Annotated in this window: 9 protein-coding genes; 4 read left to right on the forward strand and 5 right to left on the reverse strand. The window is 41.9% G+C overall.

The genetic code is table 11. The annotated features are described in order from the left end of the window. Positions 1-112 precede the first annotated feature (112 nt). Together GVK91_RS08730 and GVK91_RS08735 are read left to right on the forward strand one after the other, a co-directional pair. Entirely contained in the window at positions 113-1,315 is a 1,203-nt protein-coding gene (locus tag GVK91_RS08730) for a glycoside hydrolase family 88 protein (protein ID WP_235032830.1), read from the forward strand. A 31-nt stretch (positions 1,316-1,346) separates the two neighbouring features. Beyond that, positions 1,347-2,225: a heparin lyase I family protein gene (locus GVK91_RS08735; protein ID WP_159727947.1), complete on the forward strand. Its 879-nt coding sequence runs from the start codon at positions 1,347-1,349 to the stop codon at positions 2,223-2,225. A gap of 56 nt (positions 2,226-2,281) precedes the next feature. Here the strand turns inward: GVK91_RS08735 and GVK91_RS08740 are convergent, their stop codons facing one another. The 4 genes from GVK91_RS08740 to GVK91_RS08755 all read right to left on the reverse strand — a co-directional run bounded on the left by GVK91_RS08740 (position 2,282) and on the right by GVK91_RS08755 (position 12,520). Next, on the reverse strand, positions 2,282-6,346 hold the full coding sequence (locus GVK91_RS08740; RefSeq protein WP_235032832.1) for a two-component regulator propeller domain-containing protein: 4,065 nt from the start codon (positions 6,344-6,346) through the stop codon (positions 2,282-2,284). A gap of 416 nt (positions 6,347-6,762) precedes the next feature. Further along, positions 6,763-8,247 (reverse strand): TlpA disulfide reductase family protein, encoded by a 1,485-nt coding sequence (locus GVK91_RS08745; protein ID WP_159727949.1) that lies wholly within the window; start codon positions 8,245-8,247, stop codon positions 6,763-6,765. Between the two features lie 118 nt (positions 8,248-8,365). Further along, positions 8,366-9,853 (reverse strand): tetratricopeptide repeat protein, encoded by a 1,488-nt coding sequence (locus GVK91_RS08750; RefSeq protein WP_159727951.1) that lies wholly within the window; start codon positions 9,851-9,853, stop codon positions 8,366-8,368. Positions 9,854-10,108: 255 nt separating this feature from the next. Beyond that, complete coding sequence (locus GVK91_RS08755) at positions 10,109-12,520, reverse strand: TonB-dependent receptor (protein ID WP_153847840.1); 2,412 nt, start codon at positions 12,518-12,520, stop codon at positions 10,109-10,111. Between the two features lie 658 nt (positions 12,521-13,178). Here GVK91_RS08755 and GVK91_RS08760 point away from each other — a divergent pair. After that, positions 13,179-13,988, forward strand: coding sequence for a metallophosphoesterase (locus tag GVK91_RS08760; protein ID WP_153847839.1), 810 nt, complete (start codon positions 13,179-13,181; stop codon positions 13,986-13,988). Further along, positions 13,969-14,706: a hypothetical protein gene (locus GVK91_RS08765; RefSeq protein ID WP_159727953.1), complete on the forward strand. Its 738-nt coding sequence runs from the start codon at positions 13,969-13,971 to the stop codon at positions 14,704-14,706. Before GVK91_RS08760 ends, GVK91_RS08765 begins: the two co-directional genes overlap by 20 nt. Before the next feature lie 98 nt (positions 14,707-14,804). On the opposite strand, the gene GVK91_RS08770 is transcribed toward GVK91_RS08765, so the two are convergent. Next, positions 14,805-17,285 (reverse strand): glycoside hydrolase family 2 TIM barrel-domain containing protein, encoded by a 2,481-nt coding sequence (locus tag GVK91_RS08770; protein WP_159727955.1) that lies wholly within the window; start codon positions 17,283-17,285, stop codon positions 14,805-14,807. Positions 17,286-17,305 lie beyond the last annotated feature (20 nt).

The raw sequence follows: 17,305 nt of genomic DNA on the forward strand, positions 1-17,305 counted from the left end.
AAGGCATCCCAGGGGCTTGTTTATCATTTTTGAAAGTATCCGCAACAAATGAGAAAGTCTAAAATCCCGTCGGTAGCTACTTTTATGATTGACTTACATTTATAAAAAAATCATGATGAAAGGATTTTGCACCTTTATTATTACACTAGCGCTTAGCAGCAGTACGACCGTTTATGCGCAACAGACGAAAGCTCCAAGTTGGTTTCAACATTCCGTGGAAGTTATTGGTCAACAGCTGAACAAAGCAACTCAACGATATACTCCCGGTCAAAATCCTCGTTCGGTCAATCCGGATGGATCTGTCCGTTTGGCGAATTACAAAGATTGGACGACAGGTTTCTTTCCAGGATCACTGTGGTATGCTTATGAACTCACCCAGGATTCGAAATTGGCAAACCAAGCCAAACGGTTTACATTAGCGCTCGATTCTATCCGTTACATCACCAATACCCATGACCTTGGATTTATGCTGTTTTGTTCCTATGGAAATGCCTATCGCATTACAAAAGACAAAACATACCTCCCCGTATTGGAAGATGGAGCCAAAAATTTGGCTGCGCGATTCAATCCCAAAGTGGGAGCCATCCGTTCGTGGGACTTTGCATGGCTTCATTATCCCGTTATCATCGACAACATGATGAATCTGGAATATCTTTATTGGGGAGCTGGACAATTTCATAAACCCACATACGCCAGCATCGCCGATACCCATGCCCTGACCACCTTAAAAAATCATTACAGACCTAACCACAGTAGTTACCATGTGGTGGATTACGATGCCACAACGGGTCATGTTATTAGCAAAAAGACCCATCAGGGGCTAACAGATGAGTCATCATGGGCCCGTGGGCAAGCTTGGGGTTTATACGGTTATGCCATGTGTTACCGCTTTAGCAATAAAACAGAATTTTTAAAACAGGCCGAAGATATCGCAGCATTTATCATGAATCACCCCACATTACAAGTCGATAAAATACCGGCTTGGGATCTCGATGTACATAACGCTTACGACCTGGACGAAGACGGCAGAGCTCCGCGCGATGCCTCTGCAGCCGCTGTCATCGCATGTGGTCTTCTCGAATTGAGTACTGAAGTCAAAAATGGAGCGAAATATTTCGACTATGCCGAAGACCTCCTAAAAACACTCTCCTCCGAAAAATACCTCGCAAAACCTGGCGACAACCAATTTTTCCTCCTTAAACATAGCGTGGGAGCATTTCTCTACAATTCAGAAATTGATACCCCTTTAGATTATGCCGACTACTATTATTTAGAAGCAATGAAACGTTATGCTGAACTTAAAAAACTAAAATAACCCCTAAAATAAACGCTAAATTATGTAACACATGAAAAATCAATTCCTACATTTAAAAAGATTGGGCAGTATGGCGCTCATCTTGCTCATTGGCAGCTCTTGTTCTAAGTCGGTGGTCACACTGGAAGAACCTCCAGCGAGATTAAAGCTTAGCACAAATCTTGCTCCGGCTTCCGACTCTACGACACTTCTGGTGGATGTCAATTATGAATCAGGAACCAAAAACTCTGGCATCCCCGACCTAACCACGACACATGCCAGCGCTGACAGTGCCGAATATGTAGTTAGCTCAGGCCGAACTGGGGATTATGCCATAGCCCATAAAGTCGTTGTTGGTGATAGCAGCTACTTTTCGGACAATCATTGGCGCAGTGAGGCTGCGACCTCCCAGTTATTTGATGATGGAAAATATTACAATGGCGACGAACGCCGATTTGAAACCAGTTTTCTGTTAAAAGATTGGGTACCTTACACCACAGCTTGGGCTGCAAATGGTGCCATTATCTTTCAGGGCAAGCAAAACGGTGGTGGAAATCCCGCCTGGTATCTCAATGTAAAGCGGAATACAATCACTTTCCGCCTTCCATATGCCAATATTGAACCAAAGATTATAAACGATTTTCGCCCATATATCAACCAATGGATCGATATCCGTATTGATGCAAAGATGACCACCGACACAACAGGTTACTATAAAGTCTATTGTAGACTGCAGGGTGAGTCGGCTTATACACTAAAATGGGAGATTAATAATATCGCCACGTTTAATCAAGCTGTAACTGGTCCTACCCCATCGGGATACCTCAAATGGGGACTTTACTTACCGGCATCACAGCCCAACAGTACACCTCCCGAAGTTCCCACCCGCATTATTTATCACGATGATATAAAGATATATCGTTTGCATTAGCACGCGTAAAATAAAAAAAGCCGCTTTGGACCATTCGACACAAAGCGGCTTTTTCTTTAGGAATCCGACCTATCTTCCCCTTGCCTTTCCAAATACTCCGAAGGCATACAACCATAAAATTGCTTAAATGTTGTAGAAAAATAAGATGGTGTATTGAATCCACATTTATACGCAATTTCCGATAAAGTATACTTCCTTTCCTGCAGCAGTTCCACAGCCTTCTTTAAGCGTATTCGTTTTATCATTGCGGTCACGGTATCACCAGTGATGGCTTTGATCTTCAAATATAGATTTGTGCGGCTCATTCCCAATTGTTGACTGAGTATTTCGACAGAAAAATTATACTCATCCAGATTAGATTCGACGATCGCTATTGCTTTTTCCAAAAACTCCTGATCCAAGTGATTGAACGTCAGTTTCTCTGGTTCTATTTCCCCTGTGTTTTTATAATATTCCCTTAAACGGTCGCGTGTACGCAACATTGATCTCACTTTTGCGTCCAACAAGGCGATAGAAAAAGGCTTTAAAATATAATCATCGGCCCCCATTTCAAAGCCCTTAAGCTGCTGCGAAATCTCCGATTTTGCCGTAAGTAGTATGATCGGTATATGACTTGTCTGAATATTCTGTTTAATTTTTTTACAAAAATGCAATCCATCCATTTCGGGCATCATGACATCACTGATAATTGCATCGGGATGTCGGTCGGCCAATAGCGCCAATGCCTCCTTACCATCAAATGCCGTTATGACGGTATAATTTTGTCCAAAATATTCCGCTAAGTAAGTCACAATTTCACGGTTGTCGTCGACAATCATCAATACTTCTTTGTCCTTTGTTTCTGTTGCTATGGCAGGAACATCCAGCTCCGATCTGTCCTCCTCTTCTGTTGAGCTATGGTGAGTTTGATCCCGATTTGTTTCCTGCGTATCGACATCCTGTATATCCTGTGCGTAGCATTCGTCGGCCAAGGGTAAGCTGATGATAAACACACTGCCCTTTCCCAATTCGCTACTGACTTTGATCTCCCCGTGATGCAAATCGACCAGACTTTTGGTGAAAGCCAAACCAACACCTGAGCCCAAATTCATTTCCTTCTGATCGATCTGATAGAAACTTTCAAATATTTTGTGCAGATGTTCATTCGCCATTCCTCTCCCCGTATCTTTCACCCGGATAATAACCTGTACGTCATCTGCTTCCAGCTCGACGCGAACGGAATCTCCAGCAGCCGAATATTTGAACGCATTAGACAATAGGTTATAGAGCATACTCTCTACCGCAATACGATCGATATAACAGACCAAAGAATCAAGAGCTGTGTCAAATGTAAAGTCAATATGTTGTTTAGCCGATAGCGGAGTAAAAGAATGGCAAACCTGTGCCGTCAAAGCAACGACATCCAATTTGGCCACCTGTAGTTTTCGCGTTCCCAGTTCTGTTTTCCGAAAATCGAGCAATTGATTCACCATATCAAAAAGCCTTTTTGTATTGCGCATAATCAGCTCATGACTTTGTCTCATCTTCCTATCCAGCGTCGGTCGTGCAAGTATTTCTTCCAAGGGTGCCATAATCAAGGAAAGTGGTGTCCTAAGTTCGTGAGAAACATTGGTAAAGAAATCCATTTTCACCTTGTTCAGGTAATTGTTTTTTTCCCGTTGTATCCGTTCCAATTTAAGCTGATGCTTAGCCTGTACCCGTTCAATAAGGATACGATAGATAATATAACCCGCTGCTGCCACCGCAATTGTGACGAATAAGTAAAACCAACTTGTTTTGTACCAGATTGGTTTTATTATAATTTCTAAGGAGCGCTCCGGGCTCTGCTCCCCCTGCGAGCCGGTGGCTTTCACGTGAAAGACATATTTACCAGCCGGTAGATTGGCGTAGCTGGCCTTCGGAATATTTTCAGCTTGCTGCCATTCCAGATCATACCCCTCTAGCTTATAGTTATATTTAGTACTATTCGGAGCTATAAAATTGAATGTATTGAAGAAAATTGTAAATTGTTTCTGTTCATGACTAAATTCCAACGTATGAACAGCATCGAGCTGCTGAACCAAAATATTGCTCCCATCTCCGACTGAAATTGTTTTATTAAACAACTCCAGGCCTGTAAACGCTATTCTTAACTTTAAAGGTGCATGACTGATGGATTTAGGATAGAAATAGGTAATACCATTAATTCCTCCAAACAACATCATCCCCGTTTTGGCCCTACAGGCCGCATTCAAATTGAGCTGTGTATTTTGTAGAGTATGCAGGCCATCGAAGTAAACACGCTGTCTTGCATCAGTATTATATTTGATCAAGCCACTACTAAGTCCCAGCCAAAGGTCTCCCCCTTCATCAGGGAGTATACTATTAATGGTCCCTTTTGCAAAGTCCGGTCTGGCTTTATAGTTGATGAAGGAATGTTTTACTTCATCAAAAAGATTTAGACCATCCCGGGTACCGATCCAAATCCGTCCTTTTTTATCTTCAGCGATACAGTTAACCACGTCATTGCTCAGTGTGCTATTAGCGAGCTGTTCGAACCTATTGCTCACCAGATTATAGCGATTCACTCCGTTATTGGTACCAATCCAAAGCCTCTTTTTACTGTCTTCCATCAGAAAGTTAATTTCTGTCGAACTCAATTGAACCCCAGATTTATCCGCCTTAAATTCATTAAATTCAGCACTGTTCTCGTCAAATAGATCAAGGCCGGTCTTCGTTCCAACCCAAATTTTACCGCTATGATCCTTCAGCAGTGCATAGACCATATCACCCGAGATACTTTGAGAATTATTCGGACTGTGTTTAAACACACGGCAGTAGCCGGTTTTTGGATCCAGTATATTGAGACCACTATTATGCGTACCCAATAGAATTTTACCATCGGTACCAAATTCTATCGCTTTGATATTATTGGAACTAATGGATCCCCCGGTTTCTTGATATGCAAAATGGCGAATGACATTTTCTTTCGGTTGCCAGTAATCGACACCTTTGTCATTTGTTCCAATCCAAAAGTTTCCAGTTTTATCCTCTTTAATGACATTCACTACCTTATCGTTCAATACCGCATTACCGGTATTCTGAGAAAGTAGATTAAAGCTAATGTGATCGTTATGAAAATAATTCAAGCCTCCATAATACGTACCCAGCCACATGCCTCCCTGTCTGTCGCGGAAGATACAACGTACAGAGTTTTGGCTTAATGTTAGGGGTGAATTGGCATGATGATAATAATTTTCAAAATTGCCGATTCCATCAAAAATGGACAGTCCCCCAAAAGTTCCGATCCACAGTTTTCCACTTACATCTTTCGTTATACCACGGATATTATTATCTGCAATACTATGGCCGTTCATAGGAATTCGGAGAAAATTCAGGAATTGAAGATTTCGGGTATCTAATCGCAAGAGTCCTTTGCCCTCGGTTCCGATCCATAGGAAAGGGCCATCGCTATAAAAATAATTCACCCAAAGATTTCCGAATGGAGTTGCCAGAGGTCTTGTCTTTCCCGATTGCACGTCATAAAAGAAGAGACCATTTTCAGTACCGAGCAGCAATTCTTTACCCACCATCGCAATGCTGTATATTCCTTTGGCTCCATAGGCATGCACATTGGGTTTTAACGCTTTGAACAGGTCATTTTTAGGATCATATCGATAAATTTCGCCTGTGTTGGTGGAGGCCCAGATATCTCCCGACTTATCCTGGATGATGTTGGTAACATACCATTCGCCAGGCTCGGGATTTAGGGTATAATTCTTAAAACTATTTGTATTCGAATTGTACACACTAACACCTCCATTGCCTCCTACCCAGAGCTTTCCGCTGCGATCTACAAATAAAGAAAATATATAATATGAGCCTATACTTGACTTATCGTCTTTTGATGGTTTATAGATGGTGAAAGTTTTGCCGTCGTAACGATTGAGCCCATCCTGCGTACCGACCCAAATAAACCCAAGTGTATCTTGTGTAATAGCAAATACTGTACTCTGTGACAAGCCCTTATCGACAGAAATATTAATAAATGATTTTGAGGTAGATTGAGCATGAACTCCAATACTCAACAAAAACAAGCCTAATAAGTACAATAATTGTCTTATATATTTCTTTGTGAACATAAATCGTAGCTTGGAAAATATCATTATTTAAATCAACCCTATATCATCCGATACCCCTATATGGTTCATTGATACTATGAAAGTTTTTGGTTTATTCGAAAACAAATATCGACAAAATATTATCAGAAAGGAATGAAAACAGGATAAGTTTATCCGAATTACTTATCTTAAGGCTTGGCACTTTATTTCCCTGAATTGTAACTTCAGCCAATATCGGCGTACCCAGTTTATTTTTTGTCGAAGGCTTGCCTTTGTTTTACACCAAATGCAAAATAAGTTGGAATAGGTGCCCTATCAGACAAAGGTCGATGGTGGTGTGTCAATAACCATGGACCCTATCAGCTGTTTATAAAGAACAGACAATTTGAAGGGAGCCATGATGATGACTCCCGCAACGGAAAGTAGTGTTGTATTCCCTATTTATTCAGCGCCTTTTCTATCCAGGATTTGGCAGCCTCAGTCTTGTTCTCGGGGAAGACAGCACGATCGGATAAGTTTCCTGCTTTATCAAAAACCAGATAGCTCGGAATAGCATAGTCAAACTGTTTGATAATTGCTGCAAATTGTTTTTTATAGAGGTAATAATGATCGCCTTCCAGCAGATTTGTAAACTCCTGGAATTTTTTGCGATCGGAGCTTTCATCCGTCACATACACAAATACCACATCATCGCGATCGCTATACTGTTTCTTTACCTTTTCCATTTCAGGAAAAGATGCAATGCAGGGACCACACCAGGTCGCCCACAAATCGACCAGCACCACTTTCCCCCGATAGGGTTTGATCAACTCTTCAATAACCTCCTCTTTGTCGACTGCGAAAGGAAACATCGAGACCTTTGAATTAGATTGCTGTTTTAGGAGCACATTTTGTTCATCCTGATAAAGAAGATATTCGCCCAGGTCTTTAATTGTAAAACTATTTGTTATATCGTATTTATCTTGTGGACTTAACAGATAACCCTTGTTCATCTTTTGAACAAAGGCACTTGCTGTTGTCATCTCATAAAACAGGTTGCCCTGCCCTTTAAATATAGGATCAAAGCGCTGCTGCAACTGTGTTCTGAAGGCTCTAGGCCCAACCGCTGTAATATCTGGAAGATGTAATAGCGTATCTTGTAGGATAGCAGCCTGAACATTCGAATACACAGAATAATAGAGACTCATCGTATCCTGATACCTGGGGTTAAGGATATCGCTGTAAAACGAAATATCCCGTGTTGGTACCATCGGAAACTTGGTAGAATCCAGTCCAGCATTTTTATTGTGCTCATACACAGTAGCTGCATAATTTAAAAGAAAGCTTGGTACCTGAAAACCTTCAACGAGTCGGGTATAGTATTCCCTGAGGAATCCCGAAGTTGTATCTGCGATCAGTTTCTTTGTCATCTCTTCCGTCTGGCCCAAAAGATATCTTTTAAAATCATTGGCTGATTTAAATGGTGTTTTTATATTTTTTTTATCGCTTGGATAAGTAAACAAGCCCATCAGCAATTTTTCCTGCTTTGCCGAATTGTCAAAAATCTCCTTAAACGGCCCCTGATAATGTAAACCGCTGTTTTCACCATTCTGAATATCAACGGTTAACGTGCCTACCTGTTTTGGTACTAGCATAAAAGCAAGGTATTGTCCATTTAGCCGCATATAGACCGCAGAAGGTCCAAAGGAATAGGCTGATGCCATTAATGTAGAATCATTTACTTGTTTAAATGGCAATGGTTTATCCTGTTGGAAGGGATTGCTCATAAACGGAATAGGCAGATCGAGATCTTTCACATTCTTATCGCCCCTAACCTTAACGACCAAGGTTACAAAACCACTTGAAAGCGAAGGGCTTTGTGCAAAAGTACAGCTCAGTGACAGGATGCACAAGAAAAAGACACAGCTCATCTTTTTTAGCATAGCTCAGGATTTATATAGTTTACCGGGTTATTTACCCTCTAATTTAAATAATATTTTAAATTAAAAGCAATCCATCCAAGCTAACGGCGTCGTGAAATCGGTAATGCAAGCCCGAGAGTTACTCGAGTACCTCTGGCTGATCGATCTTATCCACCAGCTCACGCATCCAATTATTGAAATCCACCTCCGAAGGGATATCGAATTTCTTACGCAGCCTATTTTTACGGACCTGCACCGCCCGTATTGTCACAAAGGTATATTCCGAAATATTTTTTGTCGAAAAGTTGAGAAAGGCCATTGCGCAAAACTCCAATTCGGTACTTCTAAGATTTGCGTCAAGTGTTTTTAAAGCTTGAATAAACTCGGGGTACAAATCGGTAAACAAGATCAAAAATTCGGGATTATTACTTTTGGCCAGATCGACCAGGTTATTGAATTTATTTTCTCCAATCTGTTCGGTCAGCGCTCTATTTGTATTCTCCGTTTCCTGTAAGGCCCCTTCTTTCTCGGCCAGGACCTTTCGGTTGTGTCTAGAGCGTCTTATAAAAAATGTAATTGCGATAACGAGCAACACGAAGGCCATGATTGAAAAGGCTACTGATTTTGAAACCTTTGTAGCAGACTCTACATCTTTTGATTTCAAGATCTGGTTGAGCACAATATCCAATACTTGTTTATTTTCGTTCTCTAGCGAATCATTGAGCTGATTATAATGAATATTATATTCACTGGCTTTATTGGCGCCCAACTTGTAGTATTGATAATACTCCGCTAGAAACTTGTATTGGTTTCGCATGGCATTTCGATCGCCAACTGCCTGCATGTTGGCCAGGCTTTTATAAAAATAAGGCAATGCTTCTTTAATATTCCCTTTCTCTTGCTCTAAGTTGCCCAGGTAAGTATATGTATTAAAGTATATGGGAATTTTATTCTGCTCAATCAATTCCAGCGACTTTTCAAGATAAAATTTTGCTTTTGCAAAATCCCCTTTCTTGGTATACAATGTCCCAAGATCATCATAAACGCCTAAACCGATCATCGCTGAATCTTTTCCATGCAACTTGGGTAATATATCCAACTGAAATTGGCTATATTTCAATACAGAATCCGCCTGTCCCAGCCAATCATATGCTGTACTTAAATTTCCGTATGCATGTAAATAGGATTTTATTTGTATTTCACCCTTCAAGCTACCGGTAGATGCTATTTGGAGATGAAATTCTCGAATCGCTTGGCGCAATAACCTTAGTCCCAAATACACCCGTCCTTTTAAGCGATGCGTTTCGGATTGCAAGGAGTTCTCTTTCTTGTAATAATCTGTCGTTTGAATCTGTTGGAGGTGGCTAAATGCCTCCTTAAACAATCCAATATTCGAAAGTGCGTCTGCTGCCCAAAAATGAGCTTTTGCTTTTCCTTCATCATAACCATATTCAATGGACAAATCAAGAGCTTTCATAGCTGATTCCAGTTGGGGAGCCATTTTTGCTGCCACATGGAGCTCTTTCGTTTGGTTTAAGATGGAATCAATCTCTTTTTCTTTGCTACCATTGGCTATTGTTTTCAGTGCAAATAACAATAAAATCAAAGAGAGGATTCGTTTTTTCATAGGGTAGATTGTCTATTAAGATTTTTTTTTATAAGTATCATCTGAGCCCTACTAAAGCCAGCATGACAGGTTATTCAAACATAAGAATTTTCACAGAAAGGTCTTTCTGCAAGCGACAAAAAAAGACTAGTCTCACGACTAGTCTTTGATTTTACGAAACAACAAATTTTAAGTTTGATCTAAAATTAAGTTTTATTTAGAATAATTCCAAATAAATTTCAATAAATATGATATCCATTTTATCTTTATCCCCGATTACAATCGGTAGGAAACCGTCGCCACAAAATTTCTGCGCTGCTGTGGATTGACAGACCAGTAGCCAATGTAATACTGCTTGTTGTTTATATTATTGAGGTTAAAATTGACCCTGAATTTGTTAAACGAGTAGTATACGCTGCCATTTAAAAGCGCATAGCTCGGGAGCTCAAACACTCCGGTTACGCTATTGTCGATGACTTTGTATTTGCCAGCATAGTTACCGCCTAGGCCAAAGCCCAGATTTTTGAGTTTACCGTTCTGAATCTGGTACGATCCCCAGAGATTACCCAGTGTACTCGGTCCCTGTCCACCCGGAGCACGTCCCTTTTCGTTGTAGAAATCATTTCCGTTTCCGGAGATGATGGCAATATGGTTGTAACTGAATCCTGCTTTGACCGAAAAACCAGCGTACGGTATTGCTTCGACGTCAAAATCAAATCCCTTACTCTCGACCTTTCCACCCTGTATGGAACCTGTGGGAGTGCTATACACCCGATTGGCAACCCTAATATCATACAGGGCCAGTGTTGTCCACAGTCTATCCTTGATCAGACTCGCCTTGGTGCCGAGTTCCCATTGGTTGGCCCGCTCCGGCTTGAAGGACTGTACTCCGGTCTTGACATTATTGGCATCGTATACGATACTGGGCGCAACATTGTAGAATGCATTCATATAATTGGCAAAGAGCGAGACGCGGTCTTTTACCACCTGATAGACCAAGCCCAATTTTGGCGAAAGTGCCCATTGGCTATAATTATCGTCTGCATTGGAAACCTCCCCTTTTGAATCAAAGTAATCGGCACGCAAACTCGCCATCAGCGAAAGGCGGTCGGTCAGATCCAATAAGTCCGAGGCATATACACTGAACGAACTGCTTTTGATATGCGAAGGGTCGCCCGCGTCGGTCCCCGCCAGTAGCTGGTCTATCGCCTGCCTGTTCATCGGAACCGTCGTCAGCTCCTTGCCATTGCCATCCAGTGGCCCCTTGATCAGTCCCTGCGGATTTACCCGACGTCCCAGTGCCCAGCCCGAACCATGATCCTTTACATCGCGGGAAAAATAGTCGACCCCGACCAAAAGCCTGTTTCTCAGACCGGCCAGCTTAAAGTCGCCGTTAAAATTCTGCTGTATATCAAAGGTTCGGGTCTTCTGGTTTTCATTGTGGAAGTACTGGTCAAAAAAGCTATCACCGGGCTGATTTCCCCAGATATAGCTGTAAATCCCATCAGACTTCACATTGCTCATGGAGACTACAGTCTGTGAATTCCATTGCTCATTGATCTTGTACAGCACCTCGCCCTGCACATTGGACCGTGGATTTTTAATGGACAGATCGTTGCTTGTAAAGGAAAGTTTTGGATTGAGGTTGAGTTCGGCAATATTTTTAAAGGTCAACGGAGCAACACGGTCCGAGTGGAAGAAAACCGGCGCAACAGCCCGTTTCATATCGAGTAGCTCGGCCATCAGGTTGACCGTCAGCCTGTCATTGACCTTATAGGTCAGTGAGGGCGCAAAGTAGAACGAGTTTTTAAAACCCGCATCCTGAAAACTATGCTCGCGGTGGAAAGCCGAATTGATCCGGAGTACGATCGTCTTATTTTTATTTAGCGGTGAGTTGAGATCTAAGGTTGCGCGATGCAGGTCGTTGCTGCCATAGTTGTAGGCCACTTCACCACCAAAATCAAAATAAGGTTTTTTGGTGATGGTATTGATCACACCACCGTAACCGTAAAAACTAGCGCCAAAAAGCGTTCCCGAAGGCCCTTTGAGCACCTGTATTTCCTCTACACCGGCCGGGTCCAGGATACCGCTCGACAAGCCCGGAAGCCCATTGACCAAATTGCTCTGGGCCTCAAAACCCCGTAGCGAAAAATAAGCGCCACCATCGCCACCCCGTCCTGTCGATTCCCAGGTACGGCTTATACCCGATACATTGCGCAGCAAAGCGTCATCAAAATTGGTAATGGCCTGCTGCTTCATTACTTCATGAGAGACTGTACTGTACACCTGTGGGTTTTCGAGATTGCTCAGCGGCATTTTGGCGACAGAGCTTACCGTACGGTTGGATTTGAATGCAGATACGAGTACCTCCTGCAACTGCGCGTAGTTTTCATTGAGGACAAAATCAAGCACGGTCGGCTTATTGCCTTCAACGGTTACTGTTTTTTCAATTGAGTTTAAACCCGTAAAACTCGTGACAAGCTGATAGCTCCCCGGTTTTAGGCGTTCAAATTTGTAGTGACCATTTTTATCTGTCTGTGTCTGTCTGTTCGTTCCCTTAATGGTTAGGTTGACCGATTCCGCTGGATTGCCATCCAAAGTCGTAATCTTTCCAAAGATACTGGCTGTCTGTGCATTGGCGACACCGGTAAGCGATAACATCGCTACAGCAATATGTATAGATTTCATTCCATAAAAAATTTATGGAGCCGAATATACTACTATTTGATGTTTAATTAAAACTAATTAGACTAATTATAAATAATAATTTAGTTAACTGCTAGCCTGAAGGTTAAATAATACAGTGCGCAACTCGCTTTATTGGCCTATCGATTGGCGACCGCAAAATTTCATGCTTAATTCACGACCCCAAAACCTGATAAGAAAAAGCATTTTTGTCAAAAATAACTCACCACATAGGTACAAATTATTTTAGCATACCGTAACGGCACCTCATAGGGTTCGGTTCTCCACATTTGTGCAGATCGGCCGAGGTTCAAAAAAGGCAACCGATAAAATCAGCCACCTTAGTATTAGAATTGAATAATAATTGTCCTTAAAATTCGGTCATATCAATAAAAACTGACTGTATTCTTATGAAAGTTTATTGTAAACATTATTTGCTTGTCGCTTTAAAGAATAGCATCTCCTCATCCTGCTCTACATGATCAAATTTTTGCACTCGTAGCGAAAATAATCCCTTTCAATCGCTTGATCTAACCAGATACCCCGCGATCCCCTTATAGTGCCCATTAATATCATTTCAGGGTAATAATAAAATGTAAAAACTGTGCTTTCGTTCGTTAAAACTTACTTTTGGATTCAAAAAGTCAATAAAAGAATTCAAATGAAAAAGCGCTATAAATTCATCACACTAGCTTCTCTCTCTTTTCTTACCAACAGTTGCAACATGTTTGACATCCACCCTTATTCAGGAAAAATCGATGGAAGAAAACATATTAATGCAGATAATATCGCCAAAATCGAACATGATTATGCTAATCAGGATACCATCCGCTACGCTTTTATCAGTGATTCGCAGCGCTGGCACGATGAACTTGACGATTTTGTAAAAATAGTCAATAAAAGAAATGACATTGATTTTATTGTACACGGCGGCGATATTAGCGATTTTGGACTTACCAAGGAATTTTTGTGGCAGCGTGATATTTTGGAAAAGCTGAAACAGCCTTATGTCGCCCTTTTGGGGAATCACGATTGTCTCGCCAATGGCGAAGAGATCTTCGAACAAGTGTTTGGCACAGTCAATTATAGTTTTATTGCTGGTAAAACAAAATTCTTATGTTTAAATACCAATGCGCTGGAATCAGATTACTCCAATCCCGTTCCCGACTTTTCATTTATCGAGCAAGAGCGTCAAAAAGATACCACACGTTTTGAACAAACAGTTGTCGTCATGCATGCCAGACCCACATCCGATCAGTTCAACAACAATGTAGCTTCGGTCTTCCAATACAGTATAAAACAATTCCCCAATCTCCTTTATTGTACCAATGGCCACGATCATATCTATCAAGAAGAAGATATTTTTAAGGATGGTATCATCTATTACGGTACTCCCAATATCGGTAAACGTCAATTTCTAATTTTTACAATCACTAAGGACCACTATACCCATGAACTTGTTTCTTACTAAATCAAAAATACGTTCTTTCGCGCTTGTTACCCTTTTCTTTTCAGTTCACGATATGGCTCAGGCCGCCAAAAACCAATATCTCCCACGAACAAGCTTGGCTGGCAACAAAACGGAGACCCTCCAGGAGAATAGCATCACAACGGACAGCATCAAAACGGGAAACATGAGCACTAAAGAACTAAAAAAAGCTGCCTTTAGCCTTGTTCCATCAAGTTATATGCTTCAATACGCAGGGTCCATAGGACTGCTTTCTACCGGAACAGGCTGGGATTATGGCCGACACAAGCAGTGGTCGACAGATTTCCTGCTTGGCTATGTACCAAAATATGATACAGACCGGGCAAAACTTACCTTAACGCTGCGTCAATCGTATACCCCTTGGGAAATTAAACTCAGTGAACAGTTTACTTATCATCCCTTGCGTACCGGCGCTTATCTCAATACGACCTTGGGTAAACAATTTTGGTATAAAGAACCCGACAAATACCCGAATAGCTATTATCGGTTTTCGACCAGGCTACGCATCAATATCTTTGTAGGACAGGACTTCAGTTATAAAATCAAATCCAACAGTTCTTATTTTGAAGGCATAAAATTCTATTATGATCTTCATACCAGCGATCTTTACCTCGTTAGCGGCGTACAGAACAAGTATCTTAAATTTGATGATTACATTGGACTGGCCCTAGGTGTCAAGCTACAGATTAGGCGAAAATAATGCACAAAAAAGGCTAGATCGATATCGATCTAGCCTTTCTGTTAAAATACAATCAACGCACTAACTTACTTAAGGTATCATTTAAACAAAAGCTACGGTCAAAACGTTTTAGAATTTACAGTCTGTACGGTTAATACCCCCTCTTTTAAACCTTTGCATTTCGCCTTTATCTGAATCTTTCCCGATTTTTCGCCTGCCTGCACAATCAAGGTAAGCTGTCCATTGAATAAATGCATCTGCGGTTTATGAAAAGCCTCCAGATTGGTTGGATCACCGTTAGCCAAGGCTTTAAATGTACCATCGCCAACTACGTCAAATTGGATCAGCTCTGCAGCCCTTGGACAGAGGTTCCCCGCTTTGTCCACTGCTTTGACACGGATGTAGGCTAATGCACGGCCATCAGCAGAAATGGAATCATGAACTGCATCCATTTCAATCCTGGAGGGTTTTCCAGCCGTCCGTATTATTTTTTCGGCCGCTGGTTTTCCAGATTCATCGTAAGCCACTACTTTGACTTCTCCGGGTTCGTATACTGTATTCATCCACATTAGGCGGTAACGCTCCTGTAAAGAAGCCTTACTCTTGCGCTGTATTCCCTGACTTTTCCCATTGATAAAAAGTTCGGCACTTGGATAATCTGTATACACGAAGACAGGGGTTTCTTGTCCCACACGCTCAGGCCATGTCCAATGTGGAAGTATATGCAGGGTATGCTCATTTCTATTCCATAAACTTCGGTACAGATAATAACGGTCTTTGGGAATGCTCGCCAGATCAATAATACCGAACATGGAACTATGGTTGGGCCAGGCATCTGTATCGTAAGGGGAAGGTTCGCCAAGATAATCAAAGCCGGTCCAGACAAATTGTCCCATGGTCCAATGATGATCTTCCGCCAGGGCAAAATCCTCATCCGGCAGGTTGGACCAAGAGCAATGTTCCATATCGTAAGAAGACGACTGATGATCGGAATACAACATATCACCTTTTTTTAGCACCGGAAATTTATAAACGCCCCTTGAGCTCACTGTTGATGCCGTTTCCGAACCCAACACTAGATTTTGGGGTAATTTGGCATACGCCTCTTCGTAACGGTGCGCACGATAGTTTAGCCCCGGAACATCCAACAGACTAGCAAAACCATTTTCCAGCACACAGCTTACCTGATCCATACCGCAGGTCACTGGTCGGGACGGATCCTCACGATGGCATATTTCCTGTAAAAACGAAGCTACTTTATAGCCTTCAGCACTGCATTGTGTGGGCACTTCATTTCCAATGCTCCACATCACGACAGATGGGTTATTTCTAAAATGACGGATCATGTTTACCATATCCCGTTCGGCCCAATCCGCAAAAAATCGATGATATCCATTTTTACATTTAGCAATATCCCATTCGTCAAAAGGTTCAATCATCAGCATAAAGCCCAATTCGTCACATAGGGCAACCAATTCCGGAGCTGGCATATTATGTGCCGTACGAATGGCATCGCAGCCCATATCTTTGAGTAATTCCAATTGATAACGAAGAGCCGAAACATTAATTGCAGCCCCCAATGGTCCAAGATCGTGATGATTACATACCCCCTGAAACTTTCGGACCTTTCCATTTAACATAAATCCCCGGTCGGCAATAATACGTACCTCCCGAATCCCAAAACGGGTTTCAAAACTGTCTGTCAATTTGCCTTCTACAAATACTTGTGTGGAGGCCCGATATAGATTTGGATGTTCGGGGCTCCAGAGGGCAGGGTTTATCACTTCAAGATTTTGTACGAAAGGCTTGCCATAATTTAGTTTTTGTTGGTTTTCTTTCTGCGCAACCACCTGTCCAGTTGCATCCAAAATCGCAGTTACCATACGTACCAACTTGCCATCAGCATTCTTCAAACTGGTTTCAAGCTTAACTGAGGCTAAACTGTCCGACACAAAAGGCGTCGTGATATACGTGCCCCAAACAGGTACATGGATCTTCTCCGTCACGATTACATGCACATTGCGATAAAGTCCTGCACCGGGATACCAGCGTGATGACTGCGCTTTATTTTCCAACCGTACAGCAACCGTATTATTCATCCCGTCCTGATGTAGAAATTCGGTCACATCACAATGAAAAGCATTGTAACCGTAGGGCCAAAAGCAGGCTTCCTTTCCATTGACATAGACCCGGGCTTCGCTCATTGCACCATCAAATTTCAGTACCACGCGTTTATTGACGGGATTGAATTGTGGAATATCAAATTTGGTACGATACCACCCCACCCCCACATAAGGCAAACCGCCAGTCCGGCCCGTTTTTACCGTTGCCTTTTTCTCTCCATTTTGTGTCACTGCAACATCCTGCAGATCGTGTGACCGGTCAAAAGGCCCGAAAATAGCCCAATCATGCGGTACAGTGACATTTTTCCAGGTATTATCATCCAATGCTACTGATTCCCCGTGAACAACCTCACCCTGAAAAAAACGCCAGTTTTTCTCCAACAAGAAGGATTGGCGGGTAGACTGTCCGTGCGAATTGCCCGGAACAAGTAAGAATAAAAGAAACAAAAAGTAAGTCGTACGCAGTAATCTCATCATCAAATCATGTGTTTATAGTC

It is taken from the genome of Sphingobacterium sp. 18053 (genome assembly GCF_902706145.1).
GTDB classification, from domain to species: Bacteria; Bacteroidota; Bacteroidia; order Sphingobacteriales; family Sphingobacteriaceae; genus Sphingobacterium; species Sphingobacterium paramultivorum.